The following is a 21,871-nucleotide window of genomic DNA, read 5'->3' on the forward strand; positions in this document are numbered from 1 at the left end:
TTTGTCCTAATCAAGCTAGCTAATTTTGCTTTATAATCAATTAGCAAAGTGGAAATGAGCACGATACCAACAGAATACCAAAAAGGAAATTTCAGATTAAAGAACCACGCCGTAATGGCTCCGATGACGCGTTCGCGGGCGATCGGTAATATTCCTAACGATTTGATGGCCACTTACTACGCACAGCGCGCCGGTGCGGGGCTGATCGTTACGGAAGGTACTTCTCCGGCACCGGAAGGACTGGGATATGCGCGCATTCCGGGGATTTTCAGTGAAGAACAGACGGAAGCCTGGAAAAAAGTGACCAGCGCAGTCCACGAGAAAAACAGCAAGATTTTCTTGCAAATCATGCATACCGGCAGGATTGGCCACGGGAATAACCTGCCGGAAGGAGTGTCTGTGGTTGGTGTTTCTGACGTGAAAGCTGCTGGTCAGATGTGGACCGACCAGGGTGGAATGCTGGAACATCCCCAGCCCGTTGCATTATCGGAATCCGAAGTGGAGGAAGTAATCGATCAATATGTAAATGCGGCAGAAAACGCGATCAAGGCGGGTTTTGATGGCGTCGAATTGCACGGCGCGAATGGATATCTGCTGGAACAATTCCTTAACCCGCATGTGAATACCCGCACGGACAAGTTTGGTGGTTCCATAGAAAAACGCGCCAAAGCAGTACTGGATATCGCTGAAAAGATCGCGGCTTCGATCGGAAAAGAAAAGGTAGGGATCCGCTTTTCACCAAACAATACCTACAACGATATGACAGCGTACCCGGATGAGGAAGTACGGGAAACGTATGGTTATCTGGCGCAAAAGCTGAATGAAATTGGTATTACCTACCTGCATATTGCCCAGAACCCGGACATCAAAAAAGAGACTTTCGACGCAATAAGAAGCAATTTTGACGGCACGATCATTCTTTGTAACGGATTAACTCCTGCGTCTGCGGAAGAAGCTTTGCATGCTGGTTTTGCAGATCTGGTCGCATTTGGCACCTCTTTTCTGGGAAGTCCGGACCTGATCAAACGAATTGAAACCGGCGCAGAATTGAATGCATTGGACTTCGATACCTTCTACACCCCCGGCCCAATCGGATATATTGATTATCCAATTCTCTGATTTCCGTCGGCCTAAGCCGACGGCCAATGAATAAAATGGAATGTGAATGGATTGATTCAATCCATTCACATTCCATTTTATTCATTGATGCGGATGTTGCGGAACCAGACTTTTTCTTTTGCATTGTGGTTCTGTAATGCGATTTTTCCTTTGTGGTGCGGCGTTGCATAAGGCCAGTCTTTAAACTTGCTTTTTGCCACCTGCGCCTTCCAGGCATCAGTCCCATACGAATATTCGGCCACGAGCTTGCCATTCAGATAATGCTTTACCTGATCTTTGGCAACAATGATTTTGCCGGTATTCCAGCTTCCGGCGGGTTTAAATGCACGAGGGTCGCTGGGCGGGTTCATATCATAATTGGCTCCTGTCAATTGTCCCGGTTTCAAACCAATATTTTTTCCATCAGCGTCTTTCACGACGTAATTTTTATCATCAATGATCTGGTACTCGGGGGCGGAAAATACCGTCCGCTTGATTTCGGGGGTTTCAATTACTTTATATAAAATACCGCTGTTACTGCCTTCCGGGATCTTAAATTCAAATTCCAGCTCAAAGTCCCCATACTCTTTATCAGTCACCAGATCGCCGCCGCTTCCGTCGGTTGTGAGCGTACCGTCTTCGATAAACCAGCCGACTATTTTGTCCTGGTTGTAGCTATGCCACCCTTTTAGTTCTTTACCATTAAAAAGAGTCACCCATTTTGCTGCATTTCGTTCAGGAATAATAAAACCGATGGTTGAAATGAGGGTAGGGAATAAAAAAATAGCAATGCGACTGATTTTATAATACTTCATAAGTAAGGTTGTTAGAGTTGAAAAAGCGACTGAGGTACGGAAATATAATGATTTGAATGAATAAAATCAGGTTATGACGATGTTTAAAATATTGTTTTGCATCAATTGAACAGGTTTACGAAACTTTACAATGCATTTACCCTCAGTAAGATGAAAGGTCGCCGCATTTTCAGAGCTACCCATTTTTACCAAGACATGATTTACCGTTTTGGCAGAGTTGATATTCAATGAAATGGTTTCAAGGTTCAGTGTTCCATAAGCCAGTTGAATGGTACAGGTTTGCGCCGCGCCTTTTCGGACTTGTGAAAATGTACCCCAACCTTCCGCACTCGTGAATGGGGCCTTGAAGTTTGCCGGTGAGATTTTTGGGTGGAAACCGATATAACCTTTTGGTCCGTGGTATTCAAAACCACACGCGGAAACGAAGGTGCCGTAGCTTGCCATCGCCCGCGCATAATGGTCGCTGCATTCAATTTCGTTATATGGGTTCCGCTTTGAAGCATGGTGACGGTCGTGAATAAACCGCGTCAAAATCAACGCCTCGTCCACCATTCCTTCCGACATCATGTGTGCCGCAACCTGATGCTCAAAACCACTCATGCATTCATGAAAATAGCCAAGCTGCCAGGTAACGTTCTCGCCATAAGGTTTTTCCTCATTCAATGGGTTGGTGTTCATGATCATCCCGCCTTCGCCGGGAACTGCATATGGCCTGCCGCCGAAATGCGTTTTAATATACGGCCCCACATCCGGCGTGAAATTGTACTTCCAAAGCGAGCGGAGCGCAGAAAGTGTTTTTTGTTTATCCAAAACCCGCGGTAATCCCACCTGGTGCGCCCAACTTTGTCCATATACCTGATCAATATGGCAGGTATTGTAAGCTCCCAGCTTTTTGCGACCTTCTTTTACATCGGGCCGGTGAATGAAATATTCGCCATTGAACAACTTTTCTTCCATGTTCTGTTTGCCTTTTGCCACATAGTCTTCACAGATTTTAGCAAAATCGGTATCGGCCATTTCTTCCGCCATCGCTTGTCCGGCCCGCGCCGCGGCAATGCAAAGACCTGCTATCCAGGCAATTTCACCTTCCCAAACGGCGTCTAATGTATTTTCCATGGGCGTGTCCGTCAGCCCGTCGCCATTTTTATCCTGCGCCAGCACAAACTGGATTGACTTCCTGATCCGTGACCAGTTTGCATTCAAAAAATCTGCATTTGCGGACATCTGATGTTCCCTGTAAAAACGCAGGATCGTACCTGCCTGCCCGTCAATCGCTGGGCGGCTTTCATTTTCAGCACGGAAAATGATGGCGCCTGAATCTGGCCGGAAAGCCACGCCCAGATCCACCGTCTGCCGGGTAATGCGTTCTAATTCAGGGAAGATCCGGCCCATTGCCTGCGCATATTGCCACACATGTGTACACGTTCCTGCGCAGGCCCCCACACCTTCCCAGCCCCAGAACCGGCCGCTCGCAAAACGGTACGTATTCGCCGTAGCGAGCGTGCCGATGTTGACAAACGTTCGTTCGAGAAACCAATGGGGCAGGGTAGAGTCGTTCCAGGTCTGCTGCCACAATTCGGTTAGGGTGGTCAGTTTCTTGAAATTTTCGGCGATATATATGGCAACTGCCTTCGCATCAGCAAACCTCGAATGGTAGTGATAACCTTGCTGCGCGTCTTTCACCAGTGATTTTAACTTTGCATTTGGCTGATTGAAATGCCAGCTGATCACAAAATCTTCTTTCATTTTAGCACCGGCTGCCAGCGTTTTTGAAGTAACTAGTCCGGCTATCAGGATTTCTTCACTCTCTGCTTTCTCTGAAAAACCAGTATCAAATGCCACTTCTGAAACCGGAAATGGTGCAAATGCCGCAGCGGTTTTCACATTCGTGTTCAGTGACATCAGGCAGGTGGAGCCGTCGTCGCTCGCATTTAAAAGCGCTTCTTTGTCTGTGCTATATTCCGAGAATACGCCTTTGCCATTTTCCAGTGTAAATGCTGCATTTGTTCTTTTACCCTCGCCGGGTTTTGCTGATAACTTGCTGGCGCCATTCTCCATCCAGCCGACCAGAGATACCTCGATTTTCTCATTTGTTGTATTGGTCACCGAAAGACGGATAATCGTCGCGGGCAGGGATGAATTGTCCGCATCGAGCGGAATAAAGGGAGAATAGGCTTTGAGCGTGACGCTTACCGGAATTTTCGGATCGGTGTATTTGACCGTCGCGACCGGATATTTGGCTTCAAAACTGATCTCTTCCCAATGGTTTTCATTCAGTTCTTTAATGACTGTCTGACCCTTGTAGCGAATTCGGATTGCGAATCCTTGTTCAAGTGTGCGTTTGTTGTCGGCGATCGCAGGTTCCACGTAAGCCGCTCCATCCCGTGACCTGATTTTCCTCACTTCATTTCCATCGTTCCAAAGTACCGTTTTCGGATCAATGCCTTCATACTTACCTTCTTCCGACAAATTATAGATTTGCCAGAGCCAGAGCCGCCCGTCGCCGCCGAGGTATACCGTGCCTGCATGAAGTCCGCCGACCGGCATTCCGATGTATTTAAGTTCGTTTTTGGTTTTTAGATAAATGGTCGGATTTGCACGGTTATACAAGGATTTCACCCAGGCCGGATCGAGGTTTTTTACCGTCGGGATGTTATGTAGCGGGTATCCCGCGGGTTTCAGGGAACGCGACCACGCATTTGATTTTGGTATAAAAAAACCGGCAGACAATAAGCCTGTATACCTGAAAAATTCCCTCCGTTTGATGTCCCCGCTGTTCATTTTGTCGATTTGTCGTTAGTAATGCCCTCTTTCCACAAAAGCTGCCGGTTTTTACTAAATACAGCTTGCTCATCCTGTTTCAGGCTCAATCCAAAAGCTTCCTTTTTAGGCCCCATTTCGATATTATCAAAGTCATCTGCCTTAATAACCAGCACCTCGCCTGCGAGTACCTCAATCCGGATCAGCGAATCTTTATTGATCGCCTTTTCGACAAACTCGGTACCCACAGATTTGATCACGATTGCCCCTGAATATACCAAAAACGGTTTTTCAGGGTCTTGTTTGATATTAAAGGCAGCATGTCCCGCCAAGGTTACTATGCGGTTCTGATCGTTATAATTTTTGGGAAAACTAATGCTGCCGCCTGTGGAAAGCATTACCGTGCTGCCGTCGGCGAGGATGATCTGCTGGTCGGCCCCACTGTTATTGACCCGCGTGACGGCATCGAACATCGCCTCAGCCAATGCGTTCTGACTGGACGGCGGCGGCAGGATAATGCGGGTATTTTGTCCCAGGGCCCAGCACGCCAGTCCGAATGTAACCATAAAAATGCCGGCAGCTTTTCCATATTCGACATAACCTTGCTCCCGCAGGCGCGCAGCCAGCTTATGGAAATAGGGTCGCAGGTGCGATGTGTCGATAGACTGGCGCAAAGTGAGTTAGGATGTTTTAGGCAAACTATGGTTCGTAAAAATAGAAATAGATCCGAGTAAATTCTGCAATTTTCAGTGAACATCTAACCGATGTGTCAACGGTAGAATCGACGGTTGTTTCGTTTTAAAAGGATAACAATCCAACTTTTCTCTTTGACTCGCCCTCATGAAACCGCAACTAGCCCAACGTCGATGGTTCCGCATTATCCCGGTTGTGTTCATCACGTACAGCCTCGCGTACCTTGATCGGGCAAATTTTGGGTTCGCGGTTGCCGGTGGAATGGCTGATGATCTCAACATCACCCCCAATACTTCTACTTTACTCAGTTCGCTGTTTTTCCTGGGATATTTCTTTTTTCAGATCCCCGGAGCGCATTATGCAGCCACTCGTACCGCCAAAAAACTGATCTTTATTTCCCTCATTCTCTGGGGTGCGCTGGCCGCAGCCACCGGTATGGTGAACGATACGACTACCTTGATCGTCATCCGTTTTATGCTCGGGGTGGTAGAAAGTGCGGTCATGCCGGCGATGTTAATCCTTTTAAGTCAATGGTTTACCAAAGAAGAGCGTTCGCGAGCCAATACGTTTCTGATCCTCGGCAACCCGGTTACGGTACTCTGGATGTCGGTTTTGTCGGGCTATCTCATTGAGTCAATGGGCTGGCGGTGGATGTTTATTTTGCAGGGTGCGCCGGGAATAATCTGGGCATTTATCTGGTGGAAACTGATCGACGAGCGGCCGAGTGAGGCAAACTGGCTCACCGATGAAGAAAAGCTCGCGGTCGAAGAAAAGCTGAAAGCAGAACAGGCAGGCATTAAACCGGTTAAAAACTACGCGGAGGCATTCAAATCTAAAAAGGTGATCCTGCTTTGTTTGCAGTATCTTTTGTGGAGTGTCGGCGTTTATGGATTTGTCATGTGGCTTCCCTCGATCATCAAAGCTGCGCCGAATATGAGCATGGTAAATACCGGCTGGCTATCTTCGGTACCCTATCTTTTTGCGGTTATCGGAATGTTGTCGGCGTCTTATTTTTCAGATAAAACCGGTAACCGGAAAATATTCATCTGGCCATTCCTGCTGATCGCCGCGATCTGCCTGTACGGGGCCGTTTGGCTGGGGCCGGATAAATTCTGGGTTTCGTACGCCTTGCTCGTGGTTGCGGGAGGTGCGCTTTATACACCTTACGGACCATTTTTTGCGGCGATTGCGGAGATCCTCCCTAAGAATGTGGCGGGCGGCGCGATCGGTTTGATCAATAGTCTGGGAGCATTGGGATCTTTTGCAGGATCGTACCTGGTTGGTTATTTAAACACTGAAACTGGAAATTTCAATGCATCTTACACGTTAATGTCGGTTGCATTGGTATTGGCCACCGTCATTACTGCGATGGTGATTCCGGCGCCGAATCGCGCGGGTGTGCAAGCTGTCGAAATCAAAACCTTTGACCATTGATGGTTAATTTCTGCCGTTGTGGTTCTTTTTATTTTATTACCTAAATCCAAAGTGCATGAGAAGTATGAAAGTGCCGGTAGCGATCGGTCACGTCGTTTTTTTGTTTTTTACCCTGATTGGCGCGTTTGCTTCCGGTCAAAGTCCTGCCTCTTCCAAATTCCAGCTTAAAGATGGCGACCGGGTCGTTTTTCTGGGCAATTCGATCTTCGAAAATGATTTTCAGTATGGGTATCTGGAACTAGCGCTCACTACCCGTTTCTCGGACAAAGGCATTACATTCCGCAATCTCGGCTGGACGGGCGATAATGTGTGGGGAGAAGGTCGCAGCACCTACACCAACCCGCCGACCCCGTATGAACATTTAATGGAAGATCTCACCAAAACGGAGCCTAAAGTGGTTTTCCTGGCTTATGGCGGCGTAGAGGCGCAGGATGGGCAGGCCGGGGTGGCGCATTTCAAGGAAGGGTTGAATAAGCTGCTCGACAAGATCGAGCAACTGGGCGCGAAAGCGGTTTTGTTATCAACCATTCCGGTCGTTTCCACTGATACTGCACAGCATATCGATTCGAGGAATGCCGATCTTGAATTGTATTCCAAAGCGATTTCCGATGTTGCGACCGAACGCGGCAAGCAATTTATCGACATTTACAATCCAATCCTGAACACGAGCAAGAAGGAAAATATCATAGAAAACACCGTTCACCTGAACGAGCTGGGATATTACTACCTCGCTACCATTTTGGAAAAAGCGTTGGGTGTGGATGCTGGCAAGGCAACTACCGCCATTAATTTTACCAAAAATAATCCAGAAGCTTCAAATGCGCGGATCGTGGCTTCGGATAATGAAAACGCGCTCATGAAATTCACGGTACAAAATGCATTTCTGCCATTAGCAACCCCGAAATCGGCCAGCTGGATCGTAGACAATGCGCGGATCGTCCGGATCTCAGGCTTGAAGAAAGGTTATTATGTACTGACTTCTGAAAACGATATAGTGGCGGCAGCTTCCGCGAAAGAGTGGGAGAGTGGTGTGGAAATCAAGCAGGGACCTCAATTCACCAAATCGGAAGAGGTGCGGAATATGATCCTGAAAAAAAACGAGCTGCATTTTTTCCAATACCGTCCCATGAACCAAACTTACATCGTCGGGTTCAGACGGTACGAACAAGGCCGCCACGTGAAAGGTCTGGAAGATCAGAACCTGCTGATCAAATGGCTGGAAGGTCAAATCATATTAAACAGCGAGCCGAAGGAAGTGGTGTATGAGTTGAGAGCTATTAGCTATTAGCTATTAGCTGTTAGCTTTTTAGCTACGCTATGGACTAGCGCTATCTGAAAATGGCAATGTAGCAGGTTGCTGGTGAGAACACCGGCGATGGCAAAACAGAATAAGGGAATGTCGATATCAAAAATAAAAAAAAGGCTAACAGCTAACGGCTAACAGCTAACAGCTAACAGCTAACAGCTAAGAGCACCAAACAATATGAACCCAACAAAATTACTATACGGAGCGGCGCTTGTGGCGACGGTACTCCTTACTACTTCTTCCAATAAAATCCTGGATAGCAAGGAAAACGTGGATCCTGATCCTCAAAAAGAACTTGCGTCATTCAAAGTCGCGGAAGGTTTTGAGGTAACACTTTTTGCATCCGACCCGATGGTAGCCAAGCCGATCCAGATGAACTGGGACGCGGAGGGACGACTTTGGGTTGTGAGCAGCACTGTTTACCCGCATTTGAAAACAGGCGAATCGGCTAATGACAAGATATTTGTCCTCGAAGATACCGATGGCGACGGCAAAGCGGATAAGTCTACCATTTTTGCGGAAGGCTTGTTTCAGCCTACTGGTATTTTACCCGGAGATGGTGGTGTTTACGTGGCCAATTCAACTGAAATCCTGCATTTCGCAGATACGGACGGAGATGGGAAAGCAGATAAGAAAAAACGCATTCTCAACGGTTTCGGAACCGGCGATACGCACCATTTGATCCATACGTTCCGCTGGGGACCCGAGGGACGTATGTACTTCAACCAGTCGATCTACATTTATAGCCACGTGGAAACACCTTTTGGGATCAGACGTCTCGAAGGCGGCGGAACCTGGGCGCTCAATACCCGCAACCTGGACATGGAAGTGTACCTGAAAGGTCTGGTGAATCCCTGGGGCTTGCAATTCGACCGCTGGGGACAGTCGTTCTTGACAGACGGTGCGGGCGGGGAAGGGATCAACTACGGTTTTCCGGGAGCCACTTTTGTGACCGCGCCGGGAGCTGCTCGCATTATCAGGGGGCTGAACCCGGGCCAGCCGAAGCACAGTGGTCTGGATGTGGTGTCGGGCAGGCATTTGCCGGATGCATGGCAGGGAAGGATGATCACCAACGATTTCCGTGCGAACCGTATCAATAGCTTTAAACTCGAAGAACAAGGCTCAGGTTATGCTTCCAAGCAAACCGATGACCTCATGTGGACGGATAATGTTGCATTCCGCCCGGTGGATATCAATGTAGGCCCCGACGGGGCGATTTACGTTGCCGACTGGTATAATCCAATTATTCAGCACGGAGAAGTGGATTTTTATGATCCGCGTCGTGACCAGCAGCATGGAAGGATCTGGCGGATTGTTGCTAAAAAACGTCCGTTGGTAACAAAACCACAACTGGCAAAAGCCAGTACCACCGAATTATTGGAAGCGTTGAAACTCCCTGAGGAATGGACACGTTTGCAGGCTAAGCAAACGCTGAAAGCAAAAGGTGCGAAAGAAGTAATTCCGGCTTTGCAAAAATGGGTGGATGGACTTGACAAGAACGACGCGAACTACGAGCACAATCTGTTAGAAGCTTTGTGGGTTTACCAAACCATGGAAACCGTCAATGAACCGATCCTGTTAAACCTGCTGAATGCAAAAACGCATAATGCCCGCGCGGCAGCCTTGCGTGCATTGGAACTTTGGTATCCGAAACTGAAAAATGTGCCTGCGCTTCTTGCCAAATCTGTAAAGGACGAACACGCACAGGTTCGGCTGGAAACCGTCATTGCACTGCGTAAAACAAAAACGGCGGATGCGGCAAAAACGGCATTGGTGGTTTTGGATGCTCAAATGGATGAATTTCTGGATTTCGCATTGTGGCAGACCATTCGCGAGCTGGAACCGGTCTGGCTGGCCAAATTGAAGTCGGAGCCCGGGTTTTTGGGAGATTCTAAAAAGACAGCTTACGCATTGAAATCCGCTACCAGTGCAGACGCAGCTTCTCTGCTGGTTCAACTTTATCAAAAAGGCCAGGTACCGGACGATTATCAAAAAGATGTGCTGACCTCCATTGCAGCCACCGGCAAGCCTGCCGACCTGAGTATGTTGCTGGATCTGACACTTCAAAACAAAGATAAGAATGCAGCTGCCCAGCTTGCCGCACTGGAAAGTGCTGCCCGGCAACGCAATGTGAAACCGGATAAAAATCCGGAACGCATTGCGACTTTTATTGGTAACGACGATGAAGCAGTGAGCCTCGCGGCGATCCGTCTGGCTGGTTTATGGAAACTGGACCAGCTTAATGCAAAACTTACAGAATTGATTCAAACGGGCGATCCGGACACCAAAAAAGCGGCACTGGGCTCACTGGCGGCGGTCGATAAAGCGAAAGCACAAAAGCTGATGACCGATTTGAGTGGCCCGAAAAACAGCCCGGAAATCCGTGTAATCGCTGCTTCGCAGCTTGCTACCGTAGATCCGAAAGCTGCCGCAACTGTGGCTACGGACCTGATACGCACCTTGCCTGCCGGAACCGATCTGACCGAACTTTTCGTCGCATTTATCTCGACTAACCCGGGTGCAGCTGCATTGGGTGAGGCCATTGCTGCGAAGAAAATTCCGGAGGCTGCGGCTAAAACAGGTCGGCAGCTCGTTCGCTCCCGTGCTGGCTGGACCAGGCAGAGTATAGATGAAATGAAAGTCCTGGTGAGCGCATTGGAGGCTTCGGGGGGATCGCTGCCGACTCAGAAAATGCGGCAGGAATTGAATGACCAGCAAATTGAAGGTCTGGCTAAATTGGTAAGAGAAAAAGGTGACGCGGCGAAAGGTGAGCTGATTTTCCGGAAAGCCGAATCGAGCTGCACAACTTGTCACGCGATTGGCGGGGCAGGAGGGCTGATCGGACCTGATTTGAGTAGTTTGGGAACAAGTTCTCCGGCTGAAACCATTATAAAATCACTGCTTTACCCGAGTGAGTCCATTAAGGAAGGGTATGATTTAAAGCGGGTTGTGAAAAAAGACGGCTCCGAAATGCTGGGTTACTTAGCTTCGGACGGAGCGTCCGACGTTGTCATCCGCGACGTAACCGGCAAAGAAGTTTCGATTCCAAAAAGCCAGGTGCAGATTATGGAAAAAGTACCGGGCTCGTTAATGCCTCCGGGATTGACAGCAAGTCTCGACCAAACGGAATTTATCAATCTGGTTGGATTTTTGACAAAACTGGGAGAATCTGGCGATTATCGCGTTCCGAATACGAGGTTTGTAAGAAGGTGGGAAAATATTTCAGCTGACAAACAAACTGCCTCCAAAATGCTGACGGGTGAATCGTTCGTGGTCGGCAAAGGTGCGAAGGTCACTTACTCGCCTGTTTACAGCAAGGTTTCCGGCGAGCTTCCGGTCGATAATCTGGCAGTAATAGAAGCTGGTGGCAAGGAAGTTAGCATCGTGAGATTTGATATTGAGGTTTTGACGAAAGGAAATGTAACTCTCGCATTGAATTCTTCAAACGGAATCACAGCCTATGTCGCAAATAAACCAGTTAAATTGACGGATAATGTGATTACCGTCCCATTGCCACAAGGAATGCAACAGATTACTTTGGTGGTCGACCGAGGAGTTGTGAAAGATGGCGGCCTGAAAGTAGAGCTAAAAGATGCTGCTGGCGGCGCGCAGACGCGGTTGAGAATGGGGAAATAAAACTTTAAGGATGGATTACAAAGGAAACCGGGACGCTGATTCCCGGTTTCTTTGTTTCAACACTGTCTATACGTTAAAAGTAGATGCCCAGGTTCATGCAGCAACGTAAAGCGGATTCTGTCAGGCTTTCCTCCAAGATTCTTGTTTGTCAACCAATACCATCATTTTTCTTCTTACGCCTCGGTACGGGAAGCAACGAGATCACGTGCAAAGTCTTCGAGTTTGTACGTTCCCAGCTTCTCCGGACGGTTTTTCCAATAGTCTTCCTGCAATTTTCCACTGCGTATTGCCTGGCCCATTGCCACATATGCACTGGCGAAGCTTTGGTTTAAGCCGGCACCAAGTAATCCCTCAAATGCCTGCTCATCGGTGAATGTAACCCATGGGGTATTTGGTTTGCCGATTGCGTTTCCCAGGATGTCGGCGATTTCGGTTGGGTGACGTTCGTCGCTGGAAATGTAGGTAATGCTGTTTCCCGAAAACAGGTTAAGCAAATGTCCGGTTGCAACTTCTGCAATGTGGTCGGTTTGTACCAAAATGAGCTTTTCGTCTGTATCGCCGAAGTTATTGCCTGCAATGCCGGCTTGTTCAATGAGTCCGGCCACACTATAAAGATTATTAAAAAAATACGAGGGACGAAGGAATTTCAAATGGAGATCAGGCAATGTCAGCAACTGTTCTTCCAGGTAACCCAATGCATCGATCGGGCCGGCGCCGTTGCGTAAATGTGCGCCGATGCTGCTCAAAAGTACGATGTGTTTGATGCTGCTGCCTTTTAGAGCTGCGATGTAATTATCAGCCACTTCATGCTGGAATTTGGCATAATCTTCAACCGAAAAGACGCTGGGGATCATCAGATAGGCTACTTCCGCATCTTCGAAGGTACTTTGAACGAATGCCAGATCGGTTACCGAGCCGATAGCGGCGTGTGCGCCAAGCGCTTCGATCTCTGCTTTTTTGTCTGAACTGCTGCTGAGTACGGTTACGTCGTGGCCGGCTGCTACAAGTTTTTTTGTTACGGGCAAACTGATGTTTCCTAATGAACCTGTGATGAGATATTTCATAGTTGTAAGTTGTTTTTGTTGCCACAAAGCTATATTTGTACTTACTTTTTGACAAGTACTTACCCCAAAGTATGTAACATGACGAAGATCAAGGAAAGCTCAACTTACAATGCAAACCGGGAGATTGTAATCCAGGAATGTCCGGTTACCTATGTCATGCGGAAAATCGGCGGGCATTGGAAGCCGATCATTTTATTTCATCTTCTTTCGGGCGGCAAACGCTACTCTGAGATCAGGAAAGCAATGCCGCATATCACCGAAAAAATGCTGATCCAACATTTGAAACAATTGGAAACGGATAATCTGCTGACGCGCGAGGCACGGCCGGTGGTGCCGCCTTATGTAACTTACACGCTCACAGAAGCTGGCAGGGAGCTGGAGGCGGTGATCAATGCGATGGCGGCGTGGGCATTTAAAGATATGCAGAGAAATCCTGCATTAGAAGTGGCCTGCTAACCACTTTTCCAGTAAAACCTAAAACTGACTGCATGCGTATCCTGATTTTAACACTACTGTTTTTTAGTTTTAACCTTCCTGTTTTTGCCCAAAATGCGGCCACGCTCACCGACGACGGTGCGTGGTGCTGGTTTAGCGACCCGCGCGCCATTTATACCAAAGATGGAACGGTGGTAACAGGCTGGGTTACCAAATCGGGCGACATTATAGCGGCTTCATTAAATCCCGAAAACGGGAAAACGCTACAAAAAAGGCTTTATACAAAGCTGGAAATCGACGATCATGACAACCCGGCTTTTCTTGAATTACCCGACCAGCGTATTTTGACCCAATATACCTGGCACGGCGGGAGCAAAAATGGAATGGGCGTGATCCAGAATACGACATTAAAAGCAAAGGATGTCAGCTCATTTTCGGATTCCATTGTTTTTAAACCGCAGACGGCCGAATTGCTCGAAAAATTCAAACGGGAAACGTACACATACGCTAACCCATTCATGCTGAGTGCAGAGAATGACAAGATTTACAGTTTTGGCCGCTGGGTAGGTTTTAAACCAAACTTTATCACGTCAACCGACGATGGTAAAACCTGGTCCGATCCGCGGGTGATCATCACCTCGAAAAAACTGGATACCAATAACCGGCCTTATGTCAAGTACTTTTCCGATGGCAAATCAAAGATCCATTTGATCTTTACGGACGGGCATCCGAATGCCGAGCCGCTGAATTCAGTGTATTATTGTTACTACGAAAAAGATGCGTTCTGGCGTGCCGATGGTTCCAAAATCGCGGATATCGATCAGTTGCCATTCAATCCCGGCGATGCTTCGGTCATTTATAAAGCCACACCTGAAACCGGTAAAGCGTGGATTTTTGATGTTGTGGTTAACAAAAAAGGTCAGCCGGTTGTGGCCTACACCCGCTATCCCAACAATGAAAAACATCACTATTATTACGCCGTTTTTGATGGGAAAAAATGGAATGACCATTATATAATAGACTCGGGCAAATGGTTTCCGCAAACTCCGGAAGGTAAAAAAGAGCGCGAAGAAAACTATTCAGGCGGACTCACCATCGACCCGCTCGATCCGTCAATCGTCTACTTTTCACACGAGATCAACAATGTATTTGAAATTTCCAGAGCTGAGACCAGAGACTTTGGTAAAAACTGGAAAATCTCCCCTATTACCCGAAATTCAACGCTTGACAACATTCGTCCGGTGATCCCGCGATATAAAAAGAAGGGTGACAAGAACGTTTTGTTATGGATGCAGAATAAGAAATATGTGCATTATACGGATTATGATACGGGTATTTTGTGGCAGATTATTAAACCTTAATGGTTACCTTTTGTTATTTGGTCTATGAACACAATGCGCGTCAATATTATAAATCCAAAAGCCGCCCGTCTACTCAAAGATCTGGCGGATATGAAGCTCATTGAAATTCAGGACATTCCATCAAATGGATTTCGGGATGTCCTGAAAAAATTACGTTCAAAGGCAAGCTCAGCACCAACGTTAGAAGAAATTACTTCAGAAGTTGAGTTGGTCGGAGCTAAACGATATGCCTGAAAAGACCCTGCGAATCATTATTGACACCAACCTTTGGATTAGTTTTCTGATTTGAAATGACTATTCCAGGTTAGATGACATACTCTTCTCAAAGAGCTGCAAATTGATATTTAGCAATGAGCTTCTTGAAGAATTCCTATGTGTTGTAAAAAGACCAAAATTCCGACGCTACTTCGCTCAATCCGATGTTGAAGGTGTCCTTGAAACGATTGATGAATTCGCCGAATTTATAGTTGTAAGGACCCGTAGTGACATTTGCCGGGATTCGAAGGATAATTTCTTACTATCACTAGCTATTGACAGCAATGCAGACTTTCTGCTAACCGGCGATAAGGACTTGCTCGAATTGGAGCAGTTTCAGCAAACCAAAATCAAAACGATTACCGACTTTCTAATGTAACTTTTCGATGGTATGAACTGCCGGGGGAAAGTATATTTTAGTCCATTTGTTGTTTTGTTAGAATCGGGAACATCCCGTTTTCACAAACCAAGACCCCAAAACGATGCTTAAGAAATTACTTGCTCTCGCTCTTTTTATTGCGTGCGCAGCCACTTCCAACGCCCAACAATTCAAAGCGTTACTCTTCACTAAAACCGCTGGTTTTCACCACGTTTCCATTCATGAAGGTGTCGCCGGCATCAGAAACCTTGCGTCACGCCATAACTTTTCGGTGGACTGGCAGGAGAATGCGGATGTTTTCAACGAGAAAAGCCTGGCTAATTATCAGGTAGTGATTTTCCTGAACACAACCGGAGATATCTTGAATGACGCGCAACAAGCTGCATTTGAAAAATACATTAAAAGCGGAAAAGGCTGGGTAGGGATCCACTCTGCTGCTGATACTGAATACGATTGGGCGTGGTATGGCAAACTGGTAGGAATGTATTTCAAAACCCACCCTGCGCAACAAACTGCATTTCTGGACGTGAAAGACAGCAATTTCCCAGGCTTGGAGCGTTTTCCAAAACGTTTGCTTTGGACAGATGAATGGTACGAATACAAAAAACCATACAACGCCGACGACCTGAAAATCCTGATCACATTAGACGAAAAATCATACGACCCGAAAACCAACCAGGGAACTGGCATGGGCGCTGAACATCCAATGGCCTGGTACCACAACTACGACGGCGGCCGCGCATTTTACACTGGCCTGGGACATATCGGACTGGTTTATTCCGATCAGTCGTTTTTAGATCACTTGTATGGGGGTATTTACTGGGCTGCTACTGGGAAGGGGTTGAAGTAAGTTGAACAGTTCGGTTTTGTTTGAGATGGTTTGGTGTGGTTCGGAATTGTTTTGGTGTGGTTCGGCCTAGACGAAGGTCAATGACTAGTGCCAACCACCGAACTATTCCAAACCACTTCAAACTATTCCAAACCATTTCGAACTATTCCAAACTACTTTCAACCACCTCACCTACTTCTTCACTTCAAACAACACGATCGTATAATCCAGCAGCGCCGAATTCCCTACATTTCCATGGCCAGGAATTACCACCTGCGTGTCGGGATATTTTGTTTTTATCTTGGCGACCGTTGCTGACCAGTCTTTGACATTAGCGTCGGCCAGATTACCTTTTGTAGCATCCAGCTCTTTGATCAAACAGCCGCCAAACATGGCTCTTTCGCTGGGAAAGTAGCCGATGATGTTGTCACGCGTATGTCCCTCACCGTTAAACTCCGCAATGACTTTTTCGTCACCGACTTTCAGTTCAAGCAGACCATTAAAACCCTTTTGCGGTACAAGGAACTTGGCTTTCTTAGCAAATTCAATGGTATTGTTCGTAGCATAAGATGGTATGCCACGCTTGTGGAATGCATTCAATCCCGCTACACAGTCTTCATGAAAATGTGTTGCGATCACTGCTTTTACCTTGCATTTCAGACTGTTCTCCACCCAGTCTATCACCGCGTTGGAGGTAGAATCGTCAACCGGCGTATCGAAAATAATCGCTTCACCTTTGTCAAAAACGATCATTCCATTACAGGCAACGCGGCCGTAAGTTTCTGTTTTTAAATAAGTGACGTGCCGGTAAACATGGCTTTTAACATTCTCGATAATGAGGTTGTCTGTTTTTAGACCTTTGTCGGGATCCTGGGCGGAGACGTAGCCGAATGAAAGTAAGAGAAGAATAAGAAGATACTGCCTGGTCATAAGATTGTCGGGTGTGAGTAGTTATCGGGGAGTTGCTTTTGTGCAAGATAGCTTTACAAGTAAGCGGATAAAAGTACTCCACAAATTTTTTCATAACTTCCCGAAACTTAAAACTTCCCAAAACCTAAATTGACCCCAATCATGGAACTCCTCGGCAAAATCCTCGTCGGCCTCGTCGCCCTCGAACACCTTTACATCATGTACCTCGAAATGTTTGCCTGGGAAACCAAAGGCAAAGAAGTATTCAAAGGGTCCCTGGCACCGGAATTGTTTAAGCCTACCAAGGTGCTTGCTGCCAATCAGGGATTGTACAACGGCTTTCTGGCCGCCGGCCTGATCTGGTACTTTTTCCTAGAAGGTCACTGGGCATTTCATGTCGCCATTTTCTTTCTCACCTGTGTGATTGTGGCCGGGCTTTATGGGGCTGCTACGGCTAGTCGGAAGATTTTTTATGTGCAGGCTTTGCCGGCGATTGTGGCGTTGGTGGTATTGCATTTTTAGGTAAAGCAATCATTCCAGGAATGTGACATAAAATTGGAGGCACAAAATTCTTATATTTGAATACACAAACTATAAAACGATGACAAAACAAGCGATCATTGAACGCACAGTTGAGGCAATAAAGCAGCTTCCCTACGATAAAGCCGAGGAAATTTCAGATTTTGCAGATTTTGTCCAAAAACGCTATGAGGAAAATCAGCTTTCACAGGGAATGCAAAAAATGGTTGCCGAAAGCACTGCATTTGCATTTCTGGACGATGAGGAAGAGTTGTATTCTGTGTCGGATTTGAAAGAGGTCTACAATGGCTAAGGGTGACATTGTGCTTATTACCTTTCCATTTACAGATCTGAGCGGAAGCAAATTGCGACCCGCCGTAATTCTCGCTGAAACGAGGCTCGATCTTACCGTCTGTTTCATCACCTCGCAAACGAGTTTTCAAGAGCCAACAGACGTTCAATTAACGCCGGGTGCCGCAAGCGGGCTTCGAAAAAAATCCCTGATCCGAACCAGTAAAATTGCTACATTAGACAAACTTCTGGCAAAAGGACTTTTGGGAAAATTGTCTGAATTAGAGACGAATGATCTGAATTCCAGGCTTAAAATATTATTTCAACTTTACTAATATTCAAAATCTCGAATGCCAGCCATCAACCGCTGGCATTTTTATTGCTGGTCTATTACCAAACTAAAAGCCAGCACACATGAAACCAAATCCCACCCTAACCAAATACTCCTTCCTGATCGGAGAATGGCAAACCGAAGTTTCCAATGCTGCGTGGCTCGAACCGGGCGAAATACTAAAAGGTATTGCCAAATTTGAATGGCTTGAAAACCAATCGTTCATCACCCTGCATTCCGAAAGTTTTCCCGAAGAAGGAAAGCCCAGCCCGCCAAAAGCCGTTGCCGTAATCAGCTGTGACGATACGTCCGGACAATGCCAGATGCTTTACTACGACGAGCGCGGCGTTTCACGGATTTATGAAACGAGTTTTGAAAATGGTGTTTTAAAGCAATGGCGCGACGTCCCGGATTTTCCCCAGCGGTTTGAAGGAAACGTAAATGAGGATGGGGAGAGCATTGAAGCTGCCTGGTGGAACGCGAAGGATGGTGGGGCGTGGAAGAAGGATTTCGATATTCGGTATTTTAGGAAGGAATGAAATAGATGCGTTTCTGGCCCCTTGTCACCCTGAGCGCACGGGGGCCGCCCGGCGGTCGAAGGGCGTCACTGGGAAGCACAGTCCCTGCTTTTTATGTTGTGCTTGTAAGGAGCGCCCTTCGACTGCGCTCAGGGTGACAAGTAGGGCACCAAAGATGGGTTACGTAAATTATCACCTCTTTCGCTTCCAAGTCGTTCCATTCCGGCATTCAGCAAATTCCTTCAAAGCCTCCCAATTATCCCGAATAATCGCTTCCTTCTTCTTCCTGCTCCAACCCTTCACCTGCTTTTCAAAGGCAATAGCCTTATCAACATATTTGAACTCAAAAGCAAACACTAGCTCAACCGGCCGTCTAGTTGCGGTATAACATTCAGGGTTAATGCCAGAGTTATGTTCAGCAAGCCGGCGGTCGAGGTTGTTGGTCATACCGGTGTAATAGCTATCATCCAAGCATTTGAGAATGTAGACAAAGTAGGTTTTGGTATGCATTGGCGGTATCCTTTATTATTAGACGCGCCAATGACAAAAAAGTAACGCATTTCCCGCTCAGGGTGACAAAAGGAGACGCTAAGGCGATAAAAGTGAGCTATTACGCAAAAAAACTAGCTCTTCCCAGCACTTCCGGATGCCAGCTGCCATCTCTTCTTCTCAATGCCCTTGAAACGGTCAGGATTTCGTGCAGACGTTCCTGCTGATCGCTGGCGGGGTCTTGGGCGTGGAAGTATTGGCCGATGAGTTCGAATTCGAAGGTGTCGGTTTTGGAGTCGTAGATGCCGATGGGGATGCGGTTGCCGTCGGTCATGAGGGTGCCCAGTACGTATTGCGCCTCTTCCTGGGACGAACATCCCACGTGTTGGTACTGGCCTTTCAATGTGTAAAGTACGGAGTAACGGTTTTTTGTAAACTCCTGAGACTGGTTTTTCGACTTGTCCTGTTTTGTGTGTTTTTGTATTTGTATCATGGTAATTCTGTTTTCAATGCCCGTGTTTCTGTGAGGGGCTTTTCTGTGGTATTAAAATAGTTATGAAATGAGGGAAATATTTACAGTTTTTTAAATGTGTTTAATTGCCTTCAAATTGGTAAACGTGGATTGGTTATCAATAGTTTACTTGAATTGGGAGGATGTAGGAAGTTCTTCTGATAGGGAAGGAGTTTGTTGGGATAGTGCAATTTGTATTTAGCGTGCACGCTATTTTGTTAACAACGCTTAGCAGTTGTCCTTTACATTATTATCTGGGAACAAAGTGAATTGTAATAATTTTCGGAGGAATATTTATATTTAGGATTATATACCATGTATACCTTCACTTTGAACTTATGAAAGAAAGCGTGTTTTTTGAAAAACAGACAATATCATCGAAGATTAAAGCAAGTATTATTTCAGAATATTTCCCAAGCTATTGTAAGATAATTGTAAAGAAACACAAGCCTAAGAGTCTGAGATATATTGACTTGTTCGCAGGTCCCGGTATCTACGAAGATGAGAGTTTATCTACACCAATATTAATTGGGAAAAGGTGCCAGGCGGACGATTTGCTCAGAAATAGTGTGCATTTGCTATTCAATGACAATAAGTATTCATCCCTTTTAGAGCAAAACTTTCTAAAATACTTTCCCGAGGGTACATTTCCGTATAAGCCGAGGTTCGGCAATAAGACTGTTGGGGTCGACCAAGACATTACTAGATTTTTAATGAAGAGTACTCATAGCGGAAAGTTTAATCAGTATCCTTCGCTTCTGTTTATTGACCCTTTTGGATACAAAGGAATTGAAACAAAGGTATTAGGTGAATTTTTAAAAAATTGGGGTAATGAAATTTTTCTTTTTGTAAATACAAAGCGAATTCATCCTGCGTTGGAAAATGAGAAATTTGACTCTTTAATGTCCGATTTATTTCCTACCACGTTGGCGACAATACGGTTGGATAGAAGATATAAATTATCTGTGTCAGAGAGGTTAAAGTTAATCATAGATAGTTTGGGAAAGGAGTATGAAGCTTTACTGGGAGAGAGGGTATTCTATACGGCCTTCAAGTTTCAAGAGGAAGATAGTGAAGCAACTAGCCACTTTATTCTACATCTTACGAAGGGAGCTAGGGGTTATGATCTCATAAAGACAATTTACAATGACTTCGCCAATGTTGGGACGATTTTTGACGGAGTAAATACTTATACTTTCGATGCTAAAAAATTTGATGATCCTATTATCGACCTTTTTGATTTTAAGTCTTTAAATATTGATAAACTTAAAGACGATATGTATTTTAAATATTCCAATAAAACTATATCTGCGCACAATCTTTTTGAGACGGAGCATATCGCAACACTTTACAGTAAGAGCCACTTTACTGACGCGCTACGGAGATTGGTAGAAGAGGGCAAATTGGATCCTGTTTTCACGGACGATAAAGAACACAGAGTTTCTGTACTAATTTCAAAAGATTGTATTTTAAAATTTAAGTAATGGCCAAATCGTCAATAGAATGGACTGATGTGACGTGGAATCCCACCACGGGTTGTACAAAGATATCTGACGGTTGTAAATTTTGCTATGCAGAAATTATGACTAGAAGGCTGCGTGCTATGGGACAAGAAAAGTATAGTCAGGGTTTCAAAGTGATAAAGACTCATGAAGATACCCTGCTAGGTCCATATACTTGGAGATCTCCAAAGATCGTATTCGTCAATTCAATGAGCGACCTATTTCATAAAGACGTACCAGTTGATTTTATTAAGAAGGTTTTTAATGTGATGAATAGTAACCCGCAACATATTTTCCAGGTTTTAACAAAACGTTCCGAAAGATTACTTGAGTTAAATAGCGAATTAAATTGGACTGATAATATTTGGATGGGGGTATCAGTGGAGAGCGAGAAGGTTGTAAATAGAATTGATTGTTTAAGGGAAACAGAAGCAAAAATTAAATTTTTGTCATTGGAGCCGTTGATAGGCCCTTTGGCTGGTTTAAATCTATCTAAAATAGATTGGGTGATAGTTGGTGGAGAAAGTGGCTTCAATCCTAGACCGATGAGATATGAATGGGTATCTGAGATTTTAGATCAATGCAAGAGAGAGAATGTTGCTTTTTTTTTCAAGCAGTGGGGGGGGAAAAACAAAAAAGCAGCTGGACGGCTTCTTGACGGACGCACCTATGATGAAATGCCATCGCTGGAACTGGAGGAAATGTAAATATCTATCAATAAAACTATTCGAATTAA

21 protein-coding genes and 1 pseudogene are annotated in these 21,871 nt (G+C 45.9%); 15 read left to right on the forward strand and 7 right to left on the reverse strand.

The features are described 5' to 3' along the window. Nucleotides 1–54 precede the first annotated feature (54 nt). A complete protein-coding gene (locus LZG72_RS02900) occupies nt 55–1,119 on the forward strand; it encodes an alkene reductase (protein ID WP_233867291.1) in 1,065 nt (354 codons plus the stop codon). A gap of 77 nt (nt 1,120–1,196) precedes the next feature. Here the strand turns inward: LZG72_RS02900 and LZG72_RS02905 are convergent, their stop codons facing one another. The 3 genes from LZG72_RS02905 to LZG72_RS02915 all read right to left on the reverse strand — a co-directional run bounded on the left by LZG72_RS02905 (nt 1,197) and on the right by LZG72_RS02915 (nt 5,347). After that, nucleotides 1,197–1,913, reverse strand: a complete 717-nt coding sequence (locus LZG72_RS02905) for a DUF1080 domain-containing protein (RefSeq protein ID WP_233867294.1) — start codon at nt 1,911–1,913, stop codon at nt 1,197–1,199. 66 nt (nt 1,914–1,979) lie between these two features. Beyond that, on the reverse strand, nt 1,980–4,694 hold the full coding sequence (locus LZG72_RS02910) for a GH116 family glycosyl-hydrolase (RefSeq protein ID WP_233867296.1): 2,715 nt from the start codon (nt 4,692–4,694) through the stop codon (nt 1,980–1,982). Then, nucleotides 4,691–5,347 carry a FecR family protein gene (locus tag LZG72_RS02915; protein ID WP_233867297.1) on the reverse strand — a complete coding sequence of 219 codons (657 nt, stop codon included), beginning with the start codon at nt 5,345–5,347 and terminating at the stop codon, nt 4,691–4,693. The genes LZG72_RS02910 and LZG72_RS02915 overlap by 4 nt, the downstream gene beginning before the upstream one ends. Nucleotides 5,348–5,513: 166 nt before the next feature. Here LZG72_RS02915 and LZG72_RS02920 point away from each other — a divergent pair, with 166 nt between their 5' ends. The 3 genes from LZG72_RS02920 to LZG72_RS02930 all read left to right on the forward strand — a co-directional run bounded on the left by LZG72_RS02920 (nt 5,514) and on the right by LZG72_RS02930 (nt 11,742). Beyond that, complete coding sequence (locus tag LZG72_RS02920; RefSeq protein WP_233867298.1) at nt 5,514–6,800, forward strand: MFS transporter; 1,287 nt, start codon at nt 5,514–5,516, stop codon at nt 6,798–6,800. Between the two features lie 55 nt (nt 6,801–6,855). Continuing rightward, nucleotides 6,856–8,088: a GDSL-type esterase/lipase family protein gene (locus LZG72_RS02925; RefSeq protein ID WP_233867299.1), complete on the forward strand. Its 1,233-nt coding sequence runs from the start codon at nt 6,856–6,858 to the stop codon at nt 8,086–8,088. A 195-nt stretch (nt 8,089–8,283) separates the two neighbouring features. Further along, entirely contained in the window at nt 8,284–11,742 is a 3,459-nt protein-coding gene (locus LZG72_RS02930) for a PVC-type heme-binding CxxCH protein (RefSeq protein ID WP_233867300.1), read from the forward strand. Between the two features lie 173 nt (nt 11,743–11,915). On the opposite strand, the gene LZG72_RS02935 is transcribed toward LZG72_RS02930, so the two are convergent. Next, complete coding sequence (locus LZG72_RS02935) at nt 11,916–12,806, reverse strand: NAD(P)H-binding protein (protein ID WP_233867301.1); 891 nt, start codon at nt 12,804–12,806, stop codon at nt 11,916–11,918. A 78-nt stretch (nt 12,807–12,884) separates the two neighbouring features. Between LZG72_RS02935 and LZG72_RS02940 the strand changes: the two genes are divergently transcribed. The 5 genes and pseudogenes from LZG72_RS02940 to LZG72_RS02960 all read left to right on the forward strand — a co-directional run bounded on the left by LZG72_RS02940 (nt 12,885) and on the right by LZG72_RS02960 (nt 16,086). After that, the gene (locus LZG72_RS02940; RefSeq protein ID WP_233867303.1) at nt 12,885–13,262 is read left to right on the forward strand and encodes a helix-turn-helix domain-containing protein; all 378 of its coding nucleotides are present in this window, start codon (nt 12,885–12,887) and stop codon (nt 13,260–13,262) included. A gap of 32 nt (nt 13,263–13,294) precedes the next feature. Beyond that, nucleotides 13,295–14,602, forward strand: coding sequence for a BNR-4 repeat-containing protein (locus tag LZG72_RS02945; protein ID WP_233867306.1), 1,308 nt, complete (start codon nt 13,295–13,297; stop codon nt 14,600–14,602). Nucleotides 14,603–14,635: 33 nt separating this feature from the next. Further along, entirely contained in the window at nt 14,636–14,836 is a 201-nt protein-coding gene (locus tag LZG72_RS02950) for a hypothetical protein (protein WP_233867309.1), read from the forward strand. Nucleotides 14,837–14,912: 76 nt separating this feature from the next. Next, nucleotides 14,913–15,236, forward strand: a pseudogene (locus LZG72_RS02955) (putative toxin-antitoxin system toxin component, PIN family); the annotation flags it as partial. A 103-nt stretch (nt 15,237–15,339) separates the two neighbouring features. After that, nucleotides 15,340–16,086, forward strand: coding sequence for a ThuA domain-containing protein (locus LZG72_RS02960; RefSeq protein ID WP_233867313.1), 747 nt, complete (start codon nt 15,340–15,342; stop codon nt 16,084–16,086). Between the two features lie 171 nt (nt 16,087–16,257). On the opposite strand, the gene bla is transcribed toward LZG72_RS02960, so the two are convergent. After that, nucleotides 16,258–16,995, reverse strand: a complete 738-nt coding sequence (gene bla, locus LZG72_RS02965) for a subclass B1 metallo-beta-lactamase (protein WP_233867315.1) — start codon at nt 16,993–16,995, stop codon at nt 16,258–16,260. A gap of 141 nt (nt 16,996–17,136) precedes the next feature. Between bla and LZG72_RS02970 the strand changes: the two genes are divergently transcribed. The 4 genes from LZG72_RS02970 (at nt 17,137) to LZG72_RS02985 (ending at nt 18,654) form a co-directional block, all read left to right on the forward strand. Further along, the gene (locus tag LZG72_RS02970) at nt 17,137–17,496 is read left to right on the forward strand and encodes a DUF1304 domain-containing protein (protein WP_233867316.1); all 360 of its coding nucleotides are present in this window, start codon (nt 17,137–17,139) and stop codon (nt 17,494–17,496) included. Between the two features lie 79 nt (nt 17,497–17,575). Further along, nucleotides 17,576–17,806 carry a hypothetical protein gene (locus LZG72_RS02975; protein WP_233867317.1) on the forward strand — a complete coding sequence of 77 codons (231 nt, stop codon included), beginning with the start codon at nt 17,576–17,578 and terminating at the stop codon, nt 17,804–17,806. Continuing rightward, the gene (locus LZG72_RS02980) at nt 17,799–18,119 is read left to right on the forward strand and encodes a type II toxin-antitoxin system PemK/MazF family toxin (RefSeq protein WP_233867318.1); all 321 of its coding nucleotides are present in this window, start codon (nt 17,799–17,801) and stop codon (nt 18,117–18,119) included. The genes LZG72_RS02975 and LZG72_RS02980 overlap by 8 nt, the downstream gene beginning before the upstream one ends. A gap of 79 nt (nt 18,120–18,198) precedes the next feature. After that, nucleotides 18,199–18,654, forward strand: coding sequence for a hypothetical protein (locus LZG72_RS02985; RefSeq protein WP_233867319.1), 456 nt, complete (start codon nt 18,199–18,201; stop codon nt 18,652–18,654). A gap of 171 nt (nt 18,655–18,825) precedes the next feature. On the opposite strand, the gene LZG72_RS02990 is transcribed toward LZG72_RS02985, so the two are convergent. Further along, nucleotides 18,826–19,143, reverse strand: coding sequence for a GIY-YIG nuclease family protein (locus LZG72_RS02990; protein ID WP_233867320.1), 318 nt, complete (start codon nt 19,141–19,143; stop codon nt 18,826–18,828). 100 nt (nt 19,144–19,243) lie between these two features. After that, the gene (locus LZG72_RS02995; RefSeq protein ID WP_233867322.1) at nt 19,244–19,615 is read right to left on the reverse strand and encodes a hypothetical protein; all 372 of its coding nucleotides are present in this window, start codon (nt 19,613–19,615) and stop codon (nt 19,244–19,246) included. 356 nt (nt 19,616–19,971) lie between these two features. Between LZG72_RS02995 and tcmP the strand changes: the two genes are divergently transcribed. After that, the gene (tcmP, locus tag LZG72_RS03000) at nt 19,972–21,117 is read left to right on the forward strand and encodes a three-Cys-motif partner protein TcmP (RefSeq protein WP_233867324.1); all 1,146 of its coding nucleotides are present in this window, start codon (nt 19,972–19,974) and stop codon (nt 21,115–21,117) included. Next, nucleotides 21,117–21,842 (forward strand): DUF5131 family protein, encoded by a 726-nt coding sequence (locus tag LZG72_RS03005; protein WP_233867327.1) that lies wholly within the window; start codon nt 21,117–21,119, stop codon nt 21,840–21,842. The genes tcmP and LZG72_RS03005 overlap by 1 nt, the downstream gene beginning before the upstream one ends. The last annotated feature ends 29 nt before the right edge of the window (nt 21,843–21,871 follow it).

This window comes from Dyadobacter sp. CY323, assembly GCF_021390245.1.
In the GTDB taxonomy this organism is placed as follows: domain Bacteria; phylum Bacteroidota; class Bacteroidia; order Cytophagales; family Spirosomataceae; genus Dyadobacter.